Raw genomic sequence first — 24,189 nt, 5'->3', positions numbered from 1 at the left:
TGCGAACACTAAGTAGTTTTAGATAACTACTTAAGAAAATAACGCCCTCTTCATCAGCTTAAAATTCACCTTCCAATTTGTCTTAATTTTATGCTTTAGCGCGCTTTTTCTACTGACTTTGGGATCTTCAACGTTTGCAATAACGTCTTCAAGGGCTGCAGGGTGTAAATTAAAATCTTCAACCCTTTCTTTGGGAACATTTCCATAGCCCTTATATTCATTCACCTTGTTTTCAAAATGAATAATCGACATCCACATTCGCTTTCCTCTGACAGGCGTCAGTTCTTTTACACCACTCCAATATCCGTGCCTTTCTTGACACCAGATGGTTTTAAAATCTTCACTTTTTTCAATTAAACTCATAAACGGATTATGCACATGTGAGTGCAGGCCTAGCCTTACACGAGGCGCTACCTGCAGCGTATATCCGTCAACAAAGTCAATTGCCATAAAAGATTGCTCTGAAAATTGATTCTGTACTTCTTTAACGAAGTCTTGGTGAAGGCTATCATCGTTATCAAGCCTCGTCGTAATAAGAAAGGGGGCTGTTAATCTGGACGCTATTTCTTTTTTTATAGACGGGTAAAAGTTTTCCATTCCGTCTGCGTAAATAGGGATAAAATTGGAGAATTTTGAAGCTAGCTCGTTTATTTTTTCGCGATAAATTTCTGGTGTATTCGTATCGAAAAATACTAGCCATTCAAAGTTTTTTACCGTTTGAGATTTTATAGACGAATAACAGTACTGCTCAAACAGCTTCAATCTGTTTTCCATCCAGCTATCAGTTAAAACTTTGGATTGAGATTTGGTCTCATCCCAACCTTTTTTTCGAAGATTAAAGCGCGTTAATATGAAATGCTGAAACATGATAATGCCGTTGAATATAAGAAAATGAATTTACAAAGAAAAAGAATGCAAAAGGAATATTGAAATAATACCAATAAAAACTATTCTTTTACGAAATTTTTTCTTTTTCTTTGTTAACTAAGACCCACAAAACGTTAATTCGCTCACATTATTTCCTGAAAAAGGAAAAACTGAATTGATTTCAGGTCAGAGCGAGGCCTTAGCATTCAAGTAAACAACGTAGGAATTCATCGCGCATTGATTTTTATGGCGGCGCGATGGGGTTACTGGCTATACAACTCCACTTCCCGACGCCGCCTCAGATTTGTCTATCTCACCTTCAGCCAACACTTCATCATCTAACTCAATTTTAAATGACGTTCCTGCTTTTCCATGCAGGCTATAACGAAAGCCGTACATTTCGCCTTCATTAAGAGAAACTTCCGCAAAGGTTTTAGGGTGGATTAAGTCGTAAACACCTGAGTCGTTAGCTTGAGAAAATATATCAACTAACCATTTTCCTTCTGACATGGTGATTTTGAGTGTTTTTGTCATATGAGCCTCCATAAACCTCAGTCCTTTTTGAACTGGGCAGTTGACGTGAATTACACTCCTTTGTATTTATTCCAAGGCCCTTAAGATCAACAACGTGTTTACGCTTTTGCGTCTAGCCCAGCTTGATAAAGCGCATTCTTTTTCAAGTCATAGTGAGTGGCGACCACCGCCGCGGCTTTTTTAAGCGGCATGTGCTCACACAAAACACTTAGCAACGACATTGCCTCACTAGGTATGGCCTGGTCACTTACCTTCGCGGGGCCAATCATGACGACGAATTCGCCTTTCTGGTGCGCAACATCCGCATTGAGATAATCAATTACATCTTGCGCGCTGCCACTCACGTAGGTTTCGAAGGTTTTGGATAGCTCTTTCGCTACAACAATCTGGCGTTCGCCTAAAACGCGCTGTATATCAGTAACGGTGTCTAAAATTCGTCGTGGGGCTTCATAGTAAACTGTGGTGAACGTTCGATCTATTAGCGCTGACAACACGCTTTCACGTGCCTGCACTTTAACCGGTAGGAATCCTTCAAAAATAAACTTGTCTGTCGGCAGTCCCGACGCGCTTAATGCTGTAATTGCAGCACATGGGCCCGGCAGAGCGCTAACTGGAATACCTTGCTCACGGCACTTGCGTACCAAAACAAAGCCCGGGTCGCTGATTAACGGCGTTCCAGCATCACTTATTAATGCTACCGACTCGCCGCCCTTTAAACGCTCACAAAGCATTGCTGTGCGCTTATCTTCGTTATGCTCGTGCAGAGAAAGAGTTTTCGTTCCAATGCTAAAGTGCTGTAAGAGTCGAGCGCTGTGACGGGTGTCCTCGGCAGCGATCCAGCTTACTTCACTTAATACGCGTATTGCTCTGGCACTTATGTCGTCTAAATTACCGATAGGTGTTGGAACAATATATAAGGTGGCGGTGTCTGTCATAACAGTGATTAAGTCTTACGTTAATTTTGAAGAATATGCGATAAGTGTATCACGCCATTAGTCCAGATTATGCTGGCAAGCGTAGATTTTCACACTGGTTAAGATAAACTTGGCCTATAACGATGTAAAAGGAATGAAACTGTGCGTCATATTGGACAAGCTGGAAAAATCTTTACGCTATCAGCCGTCGCTTCTGTATTGGTGCTAACGGGCTGTGGAAGTACACCTAAAACCCAGTCAAAGCCTGTGGTAGTGGAACCTACCCCAATTGAAACCACACAGGTTGAAGATAACGTCACACCTGAGCACAAACTCCTTGAAGCAAAAAAAGTATGGGAGCGCACCCGCAACAAAGAACAGCGCGATACGCTGTTGCTGCAAGCGGCTGACCTGTACCTTCAAAATCAACAGCCCGTTTTGGCTCAGCAAGTGCTATATGAGGTAAAAGAAGACGGTATTTCAGGTGTAAATCAATCTTATTACTCCCTTCTGGTAACCAAAGCCTATGCGGGAATGCCTGATGCCTCGGCAGAAGAATTGCTGGCTATGTTGGATGGCGTAACCGGTACAGGCGAAACCGCATTCCAAAAAGCGGAGCTTCAAACCCAGCTCTTCACGCAGCAAGGCAACCTGGCTGCGGCAGCGAATAGCGTATTAAAGACCAATCTTACTGACGATGAAAAAGTGCAACAAGTTTGGCAGTGGATTACCTCCATTCCTGCATCGTCACTAGATTCAGTAGGCAGTGCTTATCCCGACCTGTCTCCTTTCATTACTCTTCGCGAACTAACCGAAGAAAACGCGTCGTCACCGGAAAAATTAGCCAAAAGCCTGCAGCAATTTAAGCAGGTTTATCGCGGTCATGTATTAGAAAACGCTTTGCCTGAAAACGTAATTGAAGCAACCCAGCTTACCGATGCTGGCGCCAACGATATTGCGGTTTTACTACCACTTTCTGGCAGGTTAGCTCGCACAGGACAAGTCGTTAAAAATGGCATCATGGCGGCTTATTACACCGATGTTGAAAAGCGCCAAGATGAACACCTTCTACCTCGTCTTCGTTTTATCGACACCAACGAAGTAGATACACAGCATTTACTCAGCGAAATTGGCGATACCAAGTTCATCATTGGCCCTCTTTTAAAAGACACTGTTGAACGTTTAATTCCCAGTTTGCCGCTTGGTGTGAACGTACTTGCATTAAACAGGCCTGACGAATTGCCATACAATGCGTCTGCTAAAGGGTTGGCAACAGGATCGTCAAATCCGGCGGTAGCCGATGATGCTCTTGCCTCTGGTACAGGTCTCGCAGGTGATGACACACAAAATGAACTCCACTCATTAGGCTTGCCTACCTCGTTGAATTATTACGGGCTAGCACCAGAAGATGAAGCAAAGCAGCTTGCTGAATTTATCTTTAATAAAGGATATCGTGCGCCTATCGTTATTGCCGCACAAAGCAGTCTGTACCAGCGAATGGACGACACCTTTAAAAAGCACTGGCGAATACTCAACAATCAGGAAAACAAGCAGCGCGCCAACATAACGTCGGTATCGTTTAACGACAGTAATTCACTTCGAGAGGGAATTACACAGGCGCTAGATGTGGCGCAAAGCAACGAGCGTATCAATCAAATTGAGTACATGACAAATGATGAAGTGTACAACATGCCTCGCAGTAGGCGTGATATTGATGCCATTGTTGCATTTGCCTCACCTCAAGACACAGAACTGCTTAACCCCATTATCGAAGCGAGCTTAAACCCATACGATGGCAAACAAGTCCCCGTGTATGCCACCTCTCGTTCAATGGATTACGACAGCGGGAAAAACCAATGGCGTGACCTGCAGAATGTGCACTTTATCGACATGCCTTGGTTAATGCCTTCACATAGTTGGCAACCTCTTCAGCAGGAGGTTGAACAGGCTTGGCAAAATCAAAATACTATGCAAAAACGTTTATTTGCGTTCGGTTTTGATGCCTATCAGTTGTTGCCTCAGCTAGGCATGCTTAACACGCTGAAGTATCTTTCACACGAAGGGTTAACGGGTACACTTTCCCTTAATCAACAAGGTGAAGTAATACGCAAACAGCCTCAGGCAATTATTCGTAACGAAAAAGTTCAAATGCTTTCGGAGTAAAATTATGTCAACACTGCAAGGGAGTGCAGCAGAAGACAAGGCCTGTAAATATCTGATGGAACAAGGCCTTATACTTCGATGTCGAAATTACCACACTCGGCGTGGCGAGCTCGACATTGTAATGCAAGACGGCAGCACCATAGTGTGCGTTGAAGTTAAATACCGAAGACGAAATCAGTTTGGCTGTGCTCTAGATTTTGTGACTGCCAAAAAGCTCCAGCGAATTCAGGCTGCGTTTGATTTCTATTTGTTAGATAATGGCTTAAATCCAGCGTCTACTTCTCTGCGAATAGACGTTGTTGCCATAGACGGAGACAACCTTCAGTGGTTGAAGAACGTGGGCTAAAGACTGACAATATCCAGCTTTTAAACTGATGTTCCCCAAAGAGGACTAGAAGCGTGCGCCAACGATGAGCGCGGCCGATATTGATGAAAATGTCTTTATGTCAGAAGTATTCCGTTTGTTTTATCTTATGATTTGCAACCCTTCATCGGTTTGATGAAAGTTTCTTAGGTTCCCACAAATAATGAGTCATCCCAACAACAAGGTTTCGTCCAGCAGCGTTGATAACCAAGAAATAGAGCTAATAGTCGGCAACTCCAGCTCTAATTTTTCTGGCGTAACGTCTACGATGCTGCAAGTAACATCGCTACAGAAGCATATGATTAATTTGCGGATAATGGGCAAGCATTTTGTTCCAGACCCATCAATGACTATTACTTTTTGGGAGGTCGCCAAAATGTGTCGACGCCCGCTTAGTAATGGTAAGTGGCGAATTTTTCATGCACGTCGCGTTGACGAGATGATTCAGGGTGTGATCCTCAAATACGTGTTTCGCGCCAAGATAAAGCTTGTATTTAGCTCTGCCGCTCAGCGAAAGCGTTCGGCTTCTACGGTGTGGTTAAGCAATAAAATGGATGCGGTTATTGCAATGAGTAATCGCTCTGCAAAATATCTAAATAAGCCCCCCGCCAAGATAAATCTACACGGTGTGCAAATAGACAACTACACGCCAGCAGAAAACAAGCAAGAAGCTTGGCAAGCATTAGGCTACGGCGGCAAGTACGGCATTGGTATTCTGGGCAGAGTTAGAGAGCAAAAAGGCGTTCATCTATTTGTTGAAGCGTGCATCAAAGTATTGCCCAAATACCCTGACGTGAACGCAGTAGTTGTAGGTGCCATATCCTCGAGTAACCAAGAATTTGTAAACGAGCTTAAAGAAAAAATTTCTAAAGCCGGGTTAACTGACCGAATTGTTTTCACCGGTGAATTGCCGTTTGAGCAAATTCCTAGAATCTTCAGTGCACTGTCATTAGTAAGTGCACTTAGCTATAACGAAGGGTTTGGATTAACTGTACCTGAAGCCATGAGTGCTGGAGCTGCGGTATTAGCTACTCAGGCGGGCGCATGGGAAGACATCATCAGGCCAGGCGTTGATGGGTATATTGTACCTACCAAAGATCAGCAAGCTGTCACAGAAAAGATGGATTTGCTGCTTTCGGATATGGACAAACTTGCAGAAATGGGCAAAGCCGGGCGCGAACACGTTGTGAAAAATTTTAAAGTTGAAGATGAAGCAAGAAACTTGGTTGAGTTTTTTCGCACGCTTCAATAGAAAATGCGGGTTGATTATCGCGAGCGATAAACGTTAGGCCTTTTTCTCTCGCGCTGAGGCCACAGTTTAAACCTCTGACTTTCAGATACTGGCCATTACAAAAATCAAGGCGCTGTAATGCAGCGCAAAAAATTTCACTAAATGGTCTGCCATTTGGTGAAAACAAAGAGATGACACATGATTGAACAGATAAAAGCGAATTTTACCGAGAGCATACAAACCAAAATAGCGGCATCGGAAATATTGCCAGAGCATATTGAGAAAGCGGCGTACATGATCGTTGAAGCCTTAATTAGAGGTAATAAAGTACTGAGCTGTGGTAATGGCGGGTCTGCAGGTGATGCGCAACATTTTGCTTCCAACATGCTCAATCGCTACGAGCGCGACCGTCCCAGCTTACCGGCAATCGCATTAAGCACAGACACCTCAACCCTGACGTCTATTGCGAATGACTATAACTTCGAAGAAATATTTGCGAAGCAAGTACGGGCGCTCGGCCAACCCGGAGATATACTGTTGGCTATTTCAACCAGCGGTAACTCTCGTAACGTCATAGCAGCGATGGAAGCGGCATTATCTCGCGATATGACCATTGTCGCGCTTACTGGCAAAGACGGCGGTGAAATGGCGGGCTTCTTAAGTGAACATGATGTTGAAATTCGCGTACCGTCAAACCGCACTTCGCGTATTCAAGAAGTTCATTTACTGGTAATTCACAATTTATGTGAATGCATTGACGACAGCTTATTCCCTGCCGATCACGGCGACGAGTAGTAAAGAGGACACAAGTGAAAAATTTGGGACTACTGGGTTCTTTATTAGCCCTAATTCTTACATTGCAAGGGTGTGTAGTGGCCGTTGGAGCTGCAGGCGCTATGGCTGCAAAAGTGGCTAATGACAGACGTACTGTGGGCACGCAGCTTGATGACCAAAATGCCGATGCTGCGGTGTCGTATCAATGGTCGAAAAGCGATGCGCTTAAAGAGCAGGCTAACCTGCAAGTGGATGTTTATAACGGTGTAGCGTTGCTAACCGGGCAAGCGCCAAACCAAGGCTTAGTTGACGAAGCTGTGCGCCGCGCCCAAGAAGTAAGCTATATCAAAAAAATTCACAACCAAATTAGAATTGGCGAGGCGATAGGTGCAGGCACACAAGCCAACGACCTGTGGTTAGCGTCAAAAGTGCGTACTAAAATTGTGGCAGACGAACGAGTGCCTGCTCTACAAGTTAAGGTAGTGGTTCAAGATTCAGAAGTATTCCTGATGGGTCGGTTAACCAATTTAGAAGCCACAGCCGCTGTAGATATTGCTCGTAATATTACGGGTGTCGCGCGCGTAGTTAGAGCCTTTGAAATTGTTCAATAGAGAGTTCGCCACTGCCCTTTTGGTTGCAGGGGCACTCTTTATGGAAATTTTAGACGCCACGGTTATCACCACGGCGTTACCTGTTATTGCTGCCGACTTCAATGTGCCGGCAGCCCACCTATCTATTGGTGTATCGGCATACTTAGTAGCCGTAACACTCTTTATTCCATTGAGTGGTTACGCAGCCGATAAATTTGGCGCACGCACTATATTTGTAGCAGCGATTGCCGTATTCACTTTTGCCTCGGTGCTTTGTGGCCTGAGTACTAGCTTATTCGAATTTACCTTATCTCGCATTCTTCAAGGTTTAGGCGGGGCAATGATGGTTCCCGTGGGAAGATTAGTGGTTCTGCGGGACTTGCCAAAGGAAAAGCTGGTAAAAACCGTGGCCATTATAACCTGGCCTGCGTTAAGCGCACCGCTACTAGGTCCTGTGCTAGGCGGTTACATCGCCACTCATTTCAGCTGGCAGTGGATTTTTTATATGAATATTCCACTGGGCATAATCGCTATCATCGCGTCACTGTATCTCCTTAAAAACATTAAAGGCAATGTAGGTAAATTCGATATTAAAGGCTTTTTGCTCACCGGTATCGGCTTTGCGCTATTTATGGCGGGGATCGAGTTTTTAGCGAGTACCAGCGACAAGCTTATTCGACCACTTGGCATCATCGCTATTGGCTTAGTACTCATGGTATTGGCAGTCAAACACGTAAAAACGGCCAAGAATCCACTATTTTCTTTCGATGCGATGCAACACAAAACCTTCCGGCTTACTGTGTTTGGCGGCTCTGTTATGCGTGTCGCACTTGGCAGTGCACCGTTTCTTGTACCACTCATGCTCCAGCTTGGATTAGGTTACTCACCTGTAGAAGCCGGCTCACTGTTGCTGTGGCTGTTTGCTGGAAACTTAGCGATAAAGCCAGCGACAACGTGGATCATGAATACCTTCGGCTTCAAACGCGTGCTTGTAGTAAACGGCGTGCTCATCGCCCTTGGTTTTGTGGCGCTCGCGATGATAAATCACTCCACATCGTCATTTACTATTGCCGTTATTTTATTTGTTAACGGTATTACTCGCTCAATGCACTTAACGCTAATAAACACCATTGCTTTTGCCGACGTCCCCCCCAATAAAATGCGAGACGCAAACACGCTAGGCGCCATTTTAATGCAAATGAACCGCGGTCTTGGCATTACCCTTTCTGCGCTTGCTATCGCTGCTGCAGCATTCATTCTTGGACAAAGTGCCAATATGCCAAACCTACAAACGTTTACGCTATCTATGATGTTTATGGCCGCAGTAGCACTTGTCAGCATTTACGATAGCTTAATGCTGTCGAAGGAAGATGGCGATTCAGTGTTAAACAAACGAAAAGCGAAAAAAGCACGACAGACTTAGTTAATAGGCTTCATTAAGTGAACTGATGACAATTGTCATACGCGATTGGTGACGTTTGTGACTAACGCAATCTGAGGTACCTCGGCATACTTTACCTATAGACATTACTACATCAGGTAAAGCTCATGGAACAAGTATCTCACGCTTCATCAATAACTCCCGTTCAAAATGCTTCCATCCCATTGGAACAGCAGCGGGAAGATTTTAAAAAGAACCGATTCATTGCCATGCCGCTGGCAGGCACTGTTGTTTGGGCTCTACTTGGTATCAGCGCTCCCTTTGTATCTGAATTAACCATAACCTGGTTGCTGTATATCGGCACAGGTGCCATCTTCTACCTCGGTGCAGGTCTCTCCTACCTCACCGGTGAGCGATTTTTTGCCAAAAAGCCGGCAAAGAACAGTTTTGACCGTCTTTTCTTCGTTGGCATAATCATGAGCCTAATGGTATTTGCCATTGCGCTTCCCGTTGCAGCCATCGACCACACCACCGTTCCATTGAGTATTGGCATTCTCGCAGGCCTGATGTGGATGCCTTTATCATGGGCTATCGAACACTGGATAGGCTACTTTCACACGCTAACCAGAACCTTCGGCATTGTCGCCGCCTGGTACTTGTTTCCCGATGCAAGGGTAGAGGCAATATCGGCTGTGATTGTCGCTGTCTACATTGTGTCATTAATTACCCTTGAACGTCGTTTTCAATCAATCAAATCTAACTAATTTCACTTTAATTAAGAAGGAATGCACTATGACTTATTTACTTTTGGCAGTTGCAGTTATCACCGAAGTTACCGCTACCATGCTGCTTAAAATGTCGAACGGATGGGAGAAGTGGGCTTTTGGGTACGGCGCTATCTTTTTCTACGCGATATCTGGAATGCTGTTTGCCATGGTCTTAAAGAATATGGGAATTGGGGTCGCCTACGCCATTTGGTCGGGCATGGGAATCGCACTTATCACCGCTGCTTCGGTGGTATTTTGGAAACAAACTTTCGACATTTATGCCGTGCTGGGTATTATGTTGATTATCTCTGGTACGCTGCTAATTACTAGCAAGTCTGCCGTTGTATTTCAGTAGGGACGAAGTACTCACAATGCTCAGCAATAAAAGCATACAAGATAGTAACAGCGCGGTGCCTGCCGTCAAAAACGAGAGCACCGCGCCTGACATGCCCCTTTTGGCAAGTGGACGGAAAAAGCGCTGGTCTCACGGAAGCTTGTTTTTTTCACTGTTCTTTTTTGTTCCGCTTATTATTTCCCGTCCTCTTCCCATCGAAACATGGGTGCTTCAAACCCTAGGATACCTTAGCTTTGTCATTCTTTACATTAAAGCCATAAACCAGCCTGTTAAAACACTGCCCACTTATTTGCTACTCATGTTTCTACTTTCGGTAGCATGCAGCTTTCAAAACCCTGGTGGCGCAACCATTATCGGCTTTATTGCTTTTATCGTAGGTTATTACAATTCGCTCAAGACAGGCATAATGAGCATAGGCGTGATGATGCTGGTACTCGTGTCACTGCACATTACCGTATTTAATAACGCACATTTTCTTTTAAGTGCTTCGTTGCTCAACAGCTTAGTGCTATTCGGGTTTGGTGTTATGGAGCGCAAAGAAACACTCCATAGTCTGAAAGAAAGCCAGCAGGCCGAAGCGCTACGAGTATTGTCTGCGATCGCTGAACGTGAGCGAATAGGCAGAGACTTACATGATGTTGCGGGTCACGCACTCAGCTCTATTTCGTTAAAGGCACAACTGGCCGATAAACTTATAAGCAAAGATAAGATTGAAGACGCGCATCGCGAGGTAAAAGCGCTGGCACAGCTTTCTCAAGCGCTACTGAGTGATATTCGTCAAGCAGTGTCAGATATCAAGCAGCTTTCTCTTAGCGATGAAATAGCAAAAGACAAATCACTGTTAGAAGAAAACGGCTTTAATGTTACAACCGATATTGAAGGCGGCGCTGAAGCACGTTTAAGCGCTAAACAAGAAAGCCAGCTTGCGCTTATTATCAAAGAGCTGACAACCAATACCTTGCGCTATTCAAACGGTAACGCGGTATCCCTTGGTCTTGAAGTTAATGAGCAAACCGTGAAAATGACCTATAAAGATCATGGCGTAGTTGAGAACACCGCATCAATTAAAGAAGGAAACGGATTAATGGGAATTAGAGAACGCGCGGCTTCTATTCATGCGGATGTGGACATTTCTTTCCTTCCTCACCCTATTGTCAGGGTTCAGCTTACTACCGAGCAAGCTTTGTCACATAAGGCTTCCCTATGAACTCAAAAGCGCCAACTACTATTTTGATTGTTGAAGATCAGTCGCTGGTTCGCGATGCCATTGCCATGCTTCTGTCATTAGAAGACGACTTAACCATTGTTGAAAAGTGCAGTAATGGAAAGGAAGCCATTGATTATTTAAATGATAACCCTGCACCACACATTATTTTGAGCGATATTGAAATGCCGCTGGTTTCAGGGCTAGATCTAGCCGCCCACATTGCAAAGCAAAGTCTCAATACCAAGGTGGTGTTAATGACTACCTTTTCTAAACCAGGCTACATCAAGCGTGCATTAAGTTTAGGGGTTAAGGGTTTTATATTGAAAGAGTCTGACAGCGACTACCTGATAGATGCCATTCACAAAGTCTCTGCGGGAGAAAAGGTAATTTCGACTGAGCTCGCCATCATGGCTCTTGACGACAACAATCCACTGTCGCAAAAAGAAATGTCCGCACTAAAACTTGCTTCAGAAGGGCTTAAAACCCAAGGCATTGCTCAATCGCTGTTTTTATCTGAAGGTACGGTAAGAAACTACCTCTCAGAGGCTATTTCAAAGCTCGATGCGACCAACCGCGTAGATGCTGCTCGCATAGCTAAACAAAAAGGTTGGCTCTAATAAAGGCTTAAAACCACGTCGTAGCAATTGCTGTAGACGTCGGTATATTTAGCTTTTCAGACAAACCGGTAAGCACGCGTTCGGGACCGTATACGATACCTTGCTGTTTAGCGGTCCATACGCAGGTTAAAATACTCGTACCTTTGCGTAATTCACACTGCCACTTAGCGGTCGTTTCAGCGAGCCGTTCATAGTCATCTTCTATTTCCCAACCTCCGTCTACATGGTCTACGATAAGTTGTTCAAATTGAGCGAACGGAATAGGTTGAATGATTACCCATTCGTTTTTCTTAAACTTTTTTTCTAACCGCGATTTTTTAAAACTGGTAAACAATCCCACGCTCCATCTCCGTATGATTGAAAGGCCCTACTTACTACAAAAGCACGTCTTCTATTTCGACACCGTTCCCATAATCTGCCCTGAAGGTGTTGGACAAGAACACGATGTTCCAACCATTTCACTATTTGACGTTGGGCACGCGCCATACTCACCGTTTCCGCTATAACGACATTGGTTACCAAATTCAGGTTTAGCAACTGCAACCTTGCCGTTTTTCTTCGCGTTTATATCTTCATCGTCGGGTAAATACACCGTGTAGGTACACCCTGACAAAAGCATATTAACAACAAGAAAACCAATACCGTAAAGTGCTTTCACTTTCATAAATAGTTGCTGGGCATTTTTAGAACAGTTTTAAAACTATGCTAATAATGAAGATAAAACAAGAAAAAATAAGCAAAAAAAAGCCAGTCTTTAGACTGGCTTTATAATTGTAACTCGTTGTAGCTATTAGAATTCAGTTGAGAATCTAACACCAAACTCGCTTGCGTCGTTGCTTAGAATTTGCAGGATGTAGTCACCTGTATTCAAGCGTGCATTGTCGTAACGCTCATCAAAAATATTGCGACCGTAAAGTGCAACAGTATACGCATCATTCGCTGGCGTATAAGCGATGTCGAAGTTAACAAGCTCACGGCTATCAAGTTTAGTCATACGCTCAGGTGCTGAAGTAGGCTCACCATACATTTCTGCACGATATGAGTAATCTGCACGTACGCGAATTGAATCACCACCATCAAGCTCAAAGGTATACTGCGGACCAATTGCAAGGGTTAGGTCTGGAGTAAGTGGCGCTACAGGATTGAATCCATCTTGCTCTTCAACATCAACATCCATATAACCAACGCTGGTCATCATGCTGAAGTTGCCATAGGTAAACGTAGCATCAGCTTCAACACCACGAGATGTTTGCTCTACCACAAGGTTTGCGGTGTCGAAGCCACCTTCGCTCACGCGACTTACTTGGTAAGGAAGATCTTCAAACTCAGTGTTAAATACTGCAACGCTAATGTCGAAGTAATCATTCACACGACCTTTAATACCTACTTCATAGTTAGTAGCAGTAATATTGTCAGACGCCGTAAAACAGTTATTTGCGCGAACCGCCGCTTGAGCGCCTTCGATATCATCAAAGCCACCTGCACCGAAGAACTCACCAATTAGGCAGTAAGGACGTGCTGGGAATTGACCCGACTGGTAGCCAGACTGAATTGTCGCATAGCCTGTCATGCCATTTTCAAATGTGTAGTTAGTGGCGAGTTCCCACGTCACTTCGTCCCAATCATTTGAATCATAGATAGTACCAAGTGCTGAAAATACGTTCGCTGATGCTTCTTTTTCATCTTTCGTGTAACGAAGGCCACCAGAAAGGCTAAGCTCATCAGTTAAGTCACGGCGAACGTTAACGTAAACCGCTTTTGAAGTGGTTTCTTGATCAAGTTCTAGCAGGTTAGCCCCACCGTCAAAACTAGAGTCGTCACCTTGACGGTTGCTACCTTCTTCATTGAAGTAGTAAACACCAGCAACAAAGTCAGTGTATTCGTTGATATAGCCGTTAAGCTGAAGTTCGATTGATGTTTGATCGGCTTCGCCACGCTCAGGGAACTGATCTAACGAGTAAATTGTACCGTCATCATCAAGACCTGCTTTGTACTTAGATGTACGCTGGCTTGCAACAACCTTTGCAGTGTAGTCTTCGTTAATGTCCCACTCAGTAGTGAGTGAAAGACCACGCGCTTCGTTCGACACGCCAGTTACTGCTTCAGTACCTGTTGCATTGTCGTAGATATCAGCGCCTTCAGGTGTCACATCTGTGTTACGTAACGGTACGCCAACACCATTCTGACCACCGAAGTAGCGATCTGAACCCACTTCATCAATTAGCACAGTGTAAGGACGCAGACCGCCGTCACCATTGTTAGCATCTGCAGTTAATACCATGCGGAAGTCATTTGATGGCTCCCACTTAAGAGAAACGCGGCCAGAAACATCTTCAGTCTCACCAACATCGTACTCGGCGTTAGGCACGTTGATGAACTCACCAAGACCATCGCGCTTGTTAAATGACAGGTTCATGTTAAACGCTACGGTTTCTGAAAGACCGTGGTTAACAAAAAGATCAGCTTTAACGCGACCACGTGTACCAAATTCAGTGTTGATTTTGGTTACATCACCTTGGTCTGGCTCTTTTGTGATGATGTTAATTGCACCACCAATCGAGTTACGACCATATAGCGTACCTTGAGGGCCACGAAGTACCTCAATACGCTCAATATTATTTAGGCTCCAGTTTTGACCAACCTGACGGCCCAGATAAACACCGTCTACATAAACACTCACACCCGGATCGGTTGTGATTAGGTGATCTTGAAGACCAATACCACGAATAAATGGGTTTACAGACGATGTGTGGCCGGCAGAGAAACCAGTAACATTTAGGTTTGGAACGAATTTACCAACGTCAGTCAGGTCAGTAATACCTTGGTCAGCTAACTTGTCGCCATCGAAGGCGCTAATAGCAATTGGAACTTCATAGATAACTTGAGGGCGTTTTGTTGCGGTAACGGTAATGGCTTCAAATTGTTGCTCTTCAGTTGCTTCTGCTTCTTGGGCAACGGCAATATTTGAAATTGCTGGAACGGTCATCGCTACTGCTAGTGCGACAGGTGAAAGCTTACTGGCGAGTGCCTTAGACACGTCAGTATTGGTTTTCATGGTATAACCCCTTTGCGTGAGTGTTAGGTGTAATAATATTTTTAGGCCGCTTCAAGTTCTTCTTTGGAACTTTGAAAGACTAAACTCACTAATTTAAGAGGCGCACATAACCTTGTGCTTATACTGGATTACAGGCAATAAAAAAGTAAGTCGCAATAAAACATTACAAACTTACTTTCAATGAAACTCTGCTTTAAAAGTAGAACTTACTTTTCCAGCCCTCTAAAATTCAGTACGAAGAATTTAGGCTTGAAGACTGGAACGATATGTTACCGTTAGATTACGATCTTGCAAAGTAAAATGTTACACTTTTACTAAAATAAGACTTCAAAATTAGACTAATTGGTTAGGTTAAGCATCAAACAAAAAGCATGTATAAATCCCATAAAAACAATTAGATACCATAAAGATAATTTACTCTATCTCTTCACAACACCTAAGCGAATAAAGTAAAGAAGACCTAGACCAAATGGACAAACTTTAAACAAATCACCATTGGCTTGAATCATTCTTTAGCTCAGAACCTCTGTATGTAACTTTCGTTACCAAATTCCCTCCTCCATCCGGGCAGTAGCTATCAATATGGTTGCGCAAGGTTCGCTTAATAGACGTAAGCTGACACATGGCTCTGTTTGCGTATCGCATTAAACCATTGCACAACTGTCAACACAGGCCTCTAAACAAGACTATCAGACTAATATCTTACTCTCGTTGTCGACAATCCAAACCTTTTAAGGTTGAAAAAACGCCAAAATGGGCATATATTGTCGACATTAGTCATTTTAAGATTCTATACAGTGTTAGTAAAAAGCGAACAAGCCATCACCAATGCCGACCGCACTTTCTTTCAATTAAGAAAGGATATTGTTGAGGGTATCATTCCAGCAGGCAGTAAGCTGAGTGAAATGGAATTGTCGACAAAGTATGAAGTCAGTCGCGCCGTTATTCGTGAAGCCATCAATCGTCTCGCTACCTGTCACTTGGTGGAACGTAAAGCTAACGTGGGTGCCCGTGTGGTTGCACTGTCCCCCGAAGGCCTTATTCAGCTATACCAAGTGCGCGAAGCATTAGAGGGTATGGCCGCCCGCTTGGCTGCACGCTACATGAGCGATGAAGAAATTGCCGACATGCAGGCGTTGCTTGATAGCCACTTCGATAAAGTAAAAGACGGTCAAAGCTATTATCAAGAAGCCGGCGATGTAGACTTTCACTACAGAATTGTAACCGGCAGTAAAAACGATCATCTCATCAGCGTACTTGTAGACGGGCTTTACCATCTTGTTCGTATGTATCGCGTACAGCTCGGTATGGCTGGCCCTCGCGTAAGTACCGCGTTTGATGAACACAGACACATCGTTAACGCTATTGCCAATCGCGACGAGGAACTGGCTGAAATGCTAATGCGTCGCCATATTCTTTATTCAAAAAATAATATTGAGAAGAAGCTTAATCATGGTTAACACCACTCAGTCTTCTTCATACCTAATTCACCTCTACCCTACTTTCAAATAAGCGAGTGATTATCATGAGTGCAGGAAAGAAATTCAGAACCGCATTAGAGAACAACAAACCGCTACAAATTGTCGGCACCATTAACGCCTATACTGCAATGATGGCAAAGGCTATTGGGCACCAAGCGATTTATCTATCAGGTGGCGGCGTAGCGAATGCGTCTTACGGCCTACCGGACTTAGGCATGACGTCACTTAATGATGTGATTGCAGACGTTCAGCGCATTACCAGCGCGTGCGATCTTCCGCTCATGGTAGACATCGACACCGGTTGGGGCGGCGCATTTAACATTGCCAAAACTATTCGCGACATGGAAAAAGCAGGCGCGGCGGCAGTTCATATGGAAGACCAGGTTGCGCAAAAGCGCTGTGGTCACCGTCCTAACAAAGAAATTGTTAGCACAGAAGAAATGGTAGACCGCATAAAAGCTGCAGTTGACGCCAGAACTGACCCAGACTTTTTCATTATGGCGCGCACCGACGCGTTCGCACAAGAAGGTTTAGACAAAGCCATTGAACGTGCAAAAGCCTATGTTGCAGCGGGAGCTGACGGCATATTCGCCGAAGCAGTGCAAACCGAAGAACATTACCGTGCATTTGCTGAAGCGCTAGACGTTCCGATCCTTGCCAATATCACTGAGTTCGGCAAAACCGAACTATGGAATAAAGAAGAGCTTGGTGAATGGGGTGCCGACATGGTGCTTTACCCACTAAGTGCATTCCGTGCGATGAATAAAGCAGCAGAAATGGTTTACAAATCTATACTTGAAAACGGCGACCAAAAAGCCGTTGTCGACAGCATGCAGACACGCATGGAACTGTACGATTATCTTGGCTACCACGAGTACGAGCAAAAACTAGATGCTCTATTCGCAGAAGGTAAAAACTAACACGAATACGAAACAGCAGGAAGCGAGTGAGGTGCGAGGCACCATTGAAGTTGAAACGGTACACAGCGCGTTACCACGCCGTGAACCCATCCATGGGGGCTCCGTTTCGGCATCCATGCCTCAAAGGGGTAACGCCCTGTGCACCGCCCCCACTCTCTCGGTGCCTCGCACTCCACTCGCCTGATGAGTTCAATATAGTTTTTATTTCTAAATTTTAAAAAAAGTACCTTACAAATTTTACAAGACCGGAGACAACAAGATGGCTAAACAGTTAAGTGGCGCGGGTTTACGCGGCCAAGTTGCAGGTAAAACAGCATTATCAACCGTAGGTAAATCAGGTTCTGGTTTAACGTATCGTGGCTACGACGTAAAAGACTTAGCGCAAAACTGTCAATTTGAAGAAGTGGCGTATCTTATTCTTAAGGGCAAGCTACCTAATCAGTCTGAGCTAGACGCTTATAAAACAAAACTTCGCGGCATGCGCGGCCTTCCATCAGCACTTAAAGAAGTGCTAGAGCGCATTCCAAAAAATGCCCACCCAATGGACGTACTTCGCACGGGCTGTTCAATGCTAGGTAACCTTGAAATGGAAACCAGCTTCGACCAGCAACAAGATGTTACGGATCGCATGTTAGCTTGCTTCCCAAGTATCATTTGTTACTGGTACCGCTTCTCGCACGACGGCGTGCGCGTAGACGTTGAAACCGATGACGACTCAATTGGAGGTCACTTCCTTCATATGCTTCATGGCGAAAAGCCACGTGAACTTCATGAACAGGTTATGCATGTATCGTTAATTCTTTATGCAGAGCATGAATTTAACGCGTCTACCTTCACTGCACGTGTTTGCGCTTCAACCTTATCTGATATGCATTCTTGTGTAACGGGTGCTATCGGCTCACTTCGCGGCCCGCTTCACGGTGGTGCTAACGAAGCCGCCATGGAAATGATCGAGGGCTTTACCTCTGCTGATGACGCAGAAGAAAAAATGATGGGCATGCTTGAGCGCAAAGAAAAGATCATGGGCTTTGGCCATGCTATTTACTCAGACTCTGACCCGCGTAATGAGATCATTAAGCAATGGTCTGAAAAACTCGCTGCCGATGTGGGCGACGACGTACTTTACCCTGTGTCTGTTCGCTGTGAAGAAGTGATGTGGCGCGAGAAGAAGCTTTTCTGTAACGCCGATTTCTTCCACGCCTCTGCGTATAACTTCATGGGTATTCCTACACCGCTATTTACGCCAATCTTCGTAATGTCTCGTCTAACTGGTTGGGCGGCACACGTTATGGAACAGCGCGCTGACAACCGTATTATTCGTCCGTCAGCAGAATATACCGGCGAAGAACTACGCCCAGTGCCAGCTATTAGCGAACGCGCTTAAGATTAAGGTTGGGGTTTTATGAATATTGATTACCGTAAACCGCTTCCTAACGCGGGTATCGATTTTTTCGATACCCGTGAAGCGGTAGATGCTATTGAGCCTGGCGCCTACGCCAAGCTGCCTTACACCTCACGTGTACTGGCTGAGAACTTGGTGCGCAAATGCGCCCCTGAAATGCTTACCGACTCACTTAAACAGCTTATTTATCGCAAGCGCGACTTGGACTTTCCGTGGTTTCCTGCTCGCGTAGTGTGTCATGACATTTTGGGTCAAACGGCACTGGTAGACTTAGCGGGGCTTCGCGATGCTATTGCCGCAAAAGGCGGCGATCCGGCGAAGGTTAACCCAGTAGTTCCAACACAGTTGATTGTGGATCACTCATTAGCTGTAGAGCATGCTGGTTTTGAGAAAGACGCGTTTGAAAAAAACCGTGCAATTGAAGACAGACGTAACGACGACCGTTTCCACTTTATCAACTGGACAAAAACGGCATTTAAGAACGTGGATGTTATCCCCCCGGGTAACGGCATTATGCACCAAATTAACTTAGAGCGTATGTCGCCGGTTATTCAAGCTCGCGATGGCGTAGCCTTCCCTGACACGTTAGTAGGCACCGACAGCCACACACCGCACGTTGATGCACTTGGTGTAATTGCAGTAGGCGTTGGCGGCCTTGAAGCGGAAAGCGTTATGCTGGGCCGTGCATCTTACATGCGTCTGCCAGACATTGTAGGTGTTGAGCTAACGGGTAAACCACAGCCAGGCATTACTGCGACCGACATCGTACTAGCACTAACTGAGTTCTTACGTAAAGAGCGCGTAGTATCTGCGTATTTGGAATTTTACGGCGAAGGAGCGTCGCACCTGACGCTTGGCGACCGCGCAACCATTTCGAACATGACACCGGAATACGGCGCCACTGCAGCCATGTTCTACATTGACCAGCAAACTATTGATTACTTACGCCTAACAGGACGTGAGGAAAAGCAAATTGCGCTAGTTGAGCAATATGCTAAGCACACAGGTTTATGGGCTGATGATTTAGAAACTGCCGAGTATGAGCGGGTGCTTACGTTCGACCTTTCTGCTGTTGGCCGTAACATGGCTGGCCCTTCTAACCCACACGCACGTTTACCTACCAGCGATTTAGAAAGTCGCGGTATAGCAGCGAAGTGGACCGAGGAGGAAGGCAAAATGCCTGATGGCGCGGTTATTATCGCGGCTATCACAAGTTGTACCAATACATCTAACCCACGCAATGTAATTGCTGCAGGCTTACTTGCTCGAAATGCCAACGCGCGCGGTTTAACCCGTAAGCCGTGGGTTAAGAGCTCACTAGCACCAGGCTCTAAGGCCGTTAAGCTGTATCTTGAAGAAGCTAACCTGATGAGCGAGCTGGAAGATTTAGGCTTTGGCGTGGTTGCCTTTGCGTGTACTACCTGTAACGGTATGAGCGGCGCGCTAGACCCTAAAATTCAGCAAGAGATCATCGACCGCGATCTTTACTCAACAGCAGTATTGTCGGGTAACCGTAACTTCGACGGCCGTATTCACCCTTACGCAAAACAAGCATTCTTAGCATCGCCACCACTGGTTGTAGCTTACGCCATCGCCGGTACCGTGCGCTTTGATATTGAAAAAGACGTATTGGGCACCGACAAAGAAGGCAACCCAGTAACGCTTAAAGACATTTGGCCAAGCGACGAAGAAATTGACGCTATTGTAGCGAAATCGGTGAAGCCAGAGCACTTCAGAAAAGTGTACGAGCCAATGTTCGACCTTAGCGTTGACTACGGAAAAGACATTAACCCGCTTTATGACTGGCGTGAAATGAGCACCTATATTCGCCGCCCACCCTATTGGGAAGGCGCGATGGATGCCGAGCGCACCATGAAAGGTATGCGTCCGCTTGCTATTTTGGGTGACAACATCACCACCGATCACTTATCGCCGTCTAATGCTATTTTAGCCAGCAGTGCCGCAGGTGAATACCTGCATAAAATGGGCTTACCGGAAGAAGACTTTAACTCGTATGCCACACACCGTGGTGACCACTTAACCGCACAGCGCGCTACCCTTGCAAACCCGAAAGTGTTCAACGAGATGGTGCTTGAAAACGGTGAAGTGAAGCAAGGTTCACTGGCGCGCGTTGAGCCAGAAGGACAAGTTATGCGCATGTGGGAAGCTATTGAAACCTACATGAACCGCAGACAGCCGCTGATTATTGTAGCCGGCGCTGACTACGGTCAGGGCTCGTCACGTGACTGGGCAGCTAAAGGCGTACGTCTTGCCGGTGTTGAAGTCATTGTGGCTGAAGGTTTCGAACGTATTCACCGTACTAATCTTATTGGTATGGGCGTATTACCCCTTGAGTTTAAGCCGGGCACTACGCGTAAAACCCTTGAGCTAGATGGCACAGAAACGTACGACGTAAGCGGCGAACCGTCACCAGGTGCAACGCTAACACTGGTAGTGAACCGTCAAAACGGCGAGCAATTAGAAGTACCGGTAACCTGTCGCTTAGACACAGCAGAAGAAGTCTCTATTTACAGCGCAGGCGGGGTATTACAGCGCTTCGCCAAGGACTTCTTAGAAGCTGAAGCTAGCTGATTGTGATAGGAAGACCTTTCAGTGGGAGGAGGTGAATCAGTTACAGGGCACGCCGTGAATACGTCCCTATAGGCTCCCAACTCGCATACTTGCGAGTTGAAGGCCCTGAAACTAATCCACCTCCTTCGTAGCTAGTATCAGCTAGTTTGTTTGGAAGCTGTTTGTGATTTGAAACCCTCCAGCCGCAAGGATGCGGCTGGGGAGCGCACATGGATGTGTTCACAGCGTGTTTCAAATCACGAACAACCTTACTTCTCTCCAGATAAAATGGTTTTTAGTTTAAGAGTGCGTTGAGGCACGGTTGAAACCTTCGGGGCGCATGGACGCGCCCCGAGAGCCTACAAGGATGTATTTGCGGCGTGTTTCAACTGTGCCTCAACGCACTCATACCGACGAAAGGAAAAAACATGACAAAGTATGCGCCACAACTTCGAGTACCGGCTACCTACATGCGTGGCGGTACCAGTAAGGGTGTGTTTTTCAATTTAACCGATTTGCCAGAAGCCGCGCAAAAGCCAGGTCCGGCGCGCGATGCCCTGCTTCTGCGCGTAATTGGCAGCCCCGATCCTTACGGTAAACAAACCGACGGTATGGGCGGTGCTACATCAAGTACCAGCAAAACCGTTATCTTAAGCAAAAGTGAACGTGAAGGTTACGATGTCGACTACCTATTTGGTCAAGTAGCCATAGACAAGCCATTCGTAGACTGGAGTGGAAACTGCGGAAACCTAACGGCAGCCGTAGGCGCATTTGCGATAACCAATGGGCTAGTGGATAGAAGTAAAATACCAGAAAACGGCATTGCCACCGTCAACATTTGGCAAGCCAATATCAACAAAGCCATTATCGCTAAGGTGCCAATGACTAACGGGGAAGTACAGGAAACTGGCGATTTTGAACTAGACGGTGTCACCTTCCCTGCCGCAGAAGTAGAAGTAGCCTTTGTTGACCCAGCTGACGGTGAAGGGGCAATCTTCCCGACAGGACGATTAGTCGACACACTTGAAGTCCCAGGCGTAGGCTCACTTCAGGCGACCATGATAAACGCGGGTATTCCAACTATTTTCATCAACGCAGAAGATATTGGCTACACAGGCACTGAACTGCAGGATGATATAAACAGCGACTCCGAGGCGCTGTCCAAGTTCGAAGCAATTCGTGCACACGGCGCGGTTCAGATGGGGCTCATCAATGATGTGGGTGAAGCTGCAAACAGGCAGCACACACCAAAAGTCGCGTTCGTTGCACCTCCAAGAGGTTACCAAGCTTCCAGTGGCAAAGATATTTTGGGTTCGGACATTGATGTATTGGTTCGCGCACTGTCTATGGGGAAACTTCATCATGCTATGATGGGCACGGCAGCAGTCGCGATCGCAGCGGCTGCGGCGATACCCGGCACTCTTGTAAATATCGCAGCTGGCGGCGACGAAAGAGACTCGGTTACTTTTGGGCATCCATCTGGAACGCTTAGAGTAGGAGCAAGAGCTACGTTTGAAGACGACAAGTGGCAAATTAAGCAAGCTGTAATGAGCAGAAGCGCACGTATTTTGATGGAAGGCTCCGTGCGTGTTCCCGCTGAACAAAGTTAGTACAACGCAATGTTATATAAGAATAAAATTATTTAGACATAAGTATAAAACGCCCTCTCTTTGAGGGCTTTTTTGTCTATAATTGGTTATTATCGAAGCCTAAGTGCCGAGAGTAGATCACATGTATAAAGTTCTTGTAGTAGAAGACAGTCTCACTGTCCGAAAGATTGTAAACAAACTTATTGAGGATAATCCTCACTTTACGTGTGATCTGTGCGAAGATCTTGCGGAAGCTAAAAGTGCCCTCGAGAGTGACACCGAATACTTGGCAGCCATCGTCGACTTAAACCTTCCCGACGCGCCCAACGGCGAGAGCGTTGAGCTTGCACTTTCCTACAACGTTCCAACAATCGTACTTACTGGGAATTTCGACGAATTTACCCGTGCTCAGTTACTCGATCAGGGCGTACTGGATTACATCACAAAAGAGTCTCGCTATTCATACCTTCAAGTGTCTAAACTTGTAGACCGCTTAAGAAAGAACCTCACTACCAAAGTATTGGTAGTGGAAGATTCTAGAACGAGCCGAAATCACATTTGCTCATTACTTCGCAAATTCCAATTTCAGGTACATGAAGCGAACGATGGCTTAGAAGCGTTGGAAGAGCTTGATAATCACCGCGATATTAAAATGGTTATTGCCGATCACCGTATGCCCAACATGGACGGCTATGAACTGGTTAAAGCAATACGCCACGAAAAACGCATGCAAGACTTGGTATTTATCGGTTTATCGGCAAACGGCGATAGCGTGTTGACCTCGAAATTCATTAAAAGCGGCGCCAATGACTTCCTGTCCAAACCGTTTTATCACGAAGAATTCTACTGCAGAATTATGCAAAACCTTGAATCACAAGAAATGATTCAAACCATTAGAAATTCAGCAAACTTAGACCCGCTAACCAAGGTATACAATCGCCGTTTTCTCTACGAAAAAGCAGAGGAGTTATTTGCCAATAAAGCGTCGAGAAAGGATGTCATTGTGTCTATGATCGATGCTGACAACTTCAAAAGTGTAAACGATACCTACGGCCATAAAACGGGTGACATGTTATTGCAGGAATTTGCAGCATTGTTAAAAGATTACTTCCCCGACGATCTTATTGTGCGCTATGGGGGTGAAGAATTTACGGTGGTATCAGTAAGGCCGCCTAAAGTGTATCTATCTGCGCTTTCAGCGTTTATGGATGCAGTGCGCTCTACTATTTTTACCAATCACAAGTTCAATATCACGTGCAGTATCGGCGTATGTACCGAGGAACACAAGTGCTTGGAGTCGCAGTTAGAAGTGGCTGATGCGCGCTTATACGAAGCTAAGCACGCGGGCAAAGATCAGATTATTCTGAGAGACTCAGTCGCCAAAACAGTAGAGGCCTAAATCACTGA

The 24,189-nt window shown here is 45.5% G+C and carries 22 protein-coding genes; 16 read left to right on the top strand and 6 right to left on the bottom strand.

What is annotated here, in order from left to right; genetic code table 11:
• Positions 1–30: 30 nt before the first annotated feature.
• The 3 genes from MHN00_RS05505 to rsmI all read right to left on the bottom strand — a co-directional run bounded on the left by MHN00_RS05505 (position 31) and on the right by rsmI (position 2,336).
• Complete coding sequence (locus MHN00_RS05505) at positions 31–867, bottom strand: glycosyltransferase (protein ID WP_014950516.1); 837 nt, start codon at positions 865–867, stop codon at positions 31–33.
• Between the two features lie 270 nt (positions 868–1,137).
• Positions 1,138–1,401: a hypothetical protein gene (locus MHN00_RS05500; RefSeq protein WP_239300565.1), complete on the bottom strand. Its 264-nt coding sequence runs from the start codon at positions 1,399–1,401 to the stop codon at positions 1,138–1,140.
• A 98-nt stretch (positions 1,402–1,499) separates the two neighbouring features.
• Positions 1,500–2,336 carry a 16S rRNA (cytidine(1402)-2'-O)-methyltransferase gene (gene rsmI / locus MHN00_RS05495; RefSeq protein WP_014950518.1) on the bottom strand — a complete coding sequence of 279 codons (837 nt, stop codon included), beginning with the start codon at positions 2,334–2,336 and terminating at the stop codon, positions 1,500–1,502.
• A gap of 141 nt (positions 2,337–2,477) precedes the next feature.
• Here rsmI and MHN00_RS05490 point away from each other — a divergent pair, with 141 nt between their 5' ends.
• The 10 genes from MHN00_RS05490 to MHN00_RS05445 all read left to right on the top strand — a co-directional run bounded on the left by MHN00_RS05490 (position 2,478) and on the right by MHN00_RS05445 (position 11,764).
• Complete coding sequence (locus MHN00_RS05490; protein ID WP_239300564.1) at positions 2,478–4,478, top strand: penicillin-binding protein activator; 2,001 nt, start codon at positions 2,478–2,480, stop codon at positions 4,476–4,478.
• 4 nt (positions 4,479–4,482) lie between these two features.
• Positions 4,483–4,824, top strand: coding sequence for a YraN family protein (locus tag MHN00_RS05485; protein WP_239300563.1), 342 nt, complete (start codon positions 4,483–4,485; stop codon positions 4,822–4,824).
• Between the two features lie 181 nt (positions 4,825–5,005).
• Positions 5,006–6,094, top strand: a complete 1,089-nt coding sequence (locus MHN00_RS05480; protein WP_014977256.1) for a glycosyltransferase family 4 protein — start codon at positions 5,006–5,008, stop codon at positions 6,092–6,094.
• Positions 6,095–6,271: 177 nt separating this feature from the next.
• Positions 6,272–6,868 (top strand): phosphoheptose isomerase, encoded by a 597-nt coding sequence (locus MHN00_RS05475; RefSeq protein ID WP_014950522.1) that lies wholly within the window; start codon positions 6,272–6,274, stop codon positions 6,866–6,868.
• A gap of 14 nt (positions 6,869–6,882) precedes the next feature.
• Positions 6,883–7,458, top strand: a complete 576-nt coding sequence (locus MHN00_RS05470; protein ID WP_014950523.1) for a BON domain-containing protein — start codon at positions 6,883–6,885, stop codon at positions 7,456–7,458.
• A 19-nt stretch (positions 7,459–7,477) separates the two neighbouring features.
• Positions 7,478–8,860 (top strand): MFS transporter, encoded by a 1,383-nt coding sequence (locus MHN00_RS05465; protein WP_331284381.1) that lies wholly within the window; start codon positions 7,478–7,480, stop codon positions 8,858–8,860.
• A 125-nt stretch (positions 8,861–8,985) separates the two neighbouring features.
• Positions 8,986–9,582, top strand: a complete 597-nt coding sequence (locus tag MHN00_RS05460) for a hypothetical protein (protein ID WP_239300562.1) — start codon at positions 8,986–8,988, stop codon at positions 9,580–9,582.
• Between the two features lie 28 nt (positions 9,583–9,610).
• Positions 9,611–9,940: an SMR family transporter gene (locus tag MHN00_RS05455; protein ID WP_014950526.1), complete on the top strand. Its 330-nt coding sequence runs from the start codon at positions 9,611–9,613 to the stop codon at positions 9,938–9,940.
• A 16-nt stretch (positions 9,941–9,956) separates the two neighbouring features.
• A complete protein-coding gene (locus MHN00_RS05450) occupies positions 9,957–11,147 on the top strand; it encodes a histidine kinase (RefSeq protein WP_239300561.1) in 1,191 nt (396 codons plus the stop codon).
• Positions 11,144–11,764, top strand: coding sequence for a response regulator transcription factor (locus tag MHN00_RS05445; protein ID WP_049589067.1), 621 nt, complete (start codon positions 11,144–11,146; stop codon positions 11,762–11,764). Before MHN00_RS05450 ends, MHN00_RS05445 begins: the two co-directional genes overlap by 4 nt.
• 7 nt (positions 11,765–11,771) lie before the next feature.
• Here MHN00_RS05445 and MHN00_RS05440 read toward each other — a convergent pair whose 3' ends face one another.
• From MHN00_RS05440 to MHN00_RS05430, 3 genes are all read right to left on the bottom strand, one after another.
• Positions 11,772–12,104 (bottom strand): hypothetical protein, encoded by a 333-nt coding sequence (locus MHN00_RS05440; protein WP_014950529.1) that lies wholly within the window; start codon positions 12,102–12,104, stop codon positions 11,772–11,774.
• 51 nt (positions 12,105–12,155) lie between these two features.
• The gene (locus tag MHN00_RS05435) at positions 12,156–12,428 is read right to left on the bottom strand and encodes a hypothetical protein (RefSeq protein WP_039226219.1); all 273 of its coding nucleotides are present in this window, start codon (positions 12,426–12,428) and stop codon (positions 12,156–12,158) included.
• A gap of 126 nt (positions 12,429–12,554) precedes the next feature.
• Positions 12,555–14,819, bottom strand: a complete 2,265-nt coding sequence (locus tag MHN00_RS05430) for a TonB-dependent receptor (RefSeq protein WP_014950531.1) — start codon at positions 14,817–14,819, stop codon at positions 12,555–12,557.
• A gap of 797 nt (positions 14,820–15,616) precedes the next feature.
• Here MHN00_RS05430 and MHN00_RS05425 point away from each other — a divergent pair.
• From MHN00_RS05425 to MHN00_RS05400, 6 genes are all read left to right on the top strand, one after another.
• On the top strand, positions 15,617–16,279 hold the full coding sequence (locus MHN00_RS05425; protein ID WP_014977261.1) for a GntR family transcriptional regulator: 663 nt from the start codon (positions 15,617–15,619) through the stop codon (positions 16,277–16,279).
• 65 nt (positions 16,280–16,344) lie between these two features.
• Positions 16,345–17,220, top strand: coding sequence for a methylisocitrate lyase (prpB, locus tag MHN00_RS05420; RefSeq protein ID WP_014950533.1), 876 nt, complete (start codon positions 16,345–16,347; stop codon positions 17,218–17,220).
• Between the two features lie 259 nt (positions 17,221–17,479).
• Entirely contained in the window at positions 17,480–18,604 is a 1,125-nt protein-coding gene (gene prpC, locus MHN00_RS05415) for a 2-methylcitrate synthase (RefSeq protein ID WP_239258501.1), read from the top strand.
• A gap of 18 nt (positions 18,605–18,622) precedes the next feature.
• Positions 18,623–21,214 (top strand): Fe/S-dependent 2-methylisocitrate dehydratase AcnD, encoded by a 2,592-nt coding sequence (gene acnD, locus MHN00_RS05410; RefSeq protein ID WP_061095773.1) that lies wholly within the window; start codon positions 18,623–18,625, stop codon positions 21,212–21,214.
• Positions 21,215–21,621: 407 nt separating this feature from the next.
• On the top strand, positions 21,622–22,803 hold the full coding sequence (gene prpF, locus MHN00_RS05405; protein ID WP_039218897.1) for a 2-methylaconitate cis-trans isomerase PrpF: 1,182 nt from the start codon (positions 21,622–21,624) through the stop codon (positions 22,801–22,803).
• A 121-nt stretch (positions 22,804–22,924) separates the two neighbouring features.
• Entirely contained in the window at positions 22,925–24,181 is a 1,257-nt protein-coding gene (locus MHN00_RS05400) for a response regulator (protein WP_014950537.1), read from the top strand.
• The last annotated feature ends 8 nt before the right edge of the window (positions 24,182–24,189 follow it).

It is taken from the genome of Alteromonas sp. Cnat2-8 (genome assembly GCF_022348355.1).
Taxonomy (GTDB): domain Bacteria; phylum Pseudomonadota; class Gammaproteobacteria; order Enterobacterales; family Alteromonadaceae; genus Alteromonas; species Alteromonas macleodii.
The sequence above is the reverse complement of the archived record's forward strand: the minus strand, read 5'-3'. Positions and strand labels throughout refer to the sequence as shown.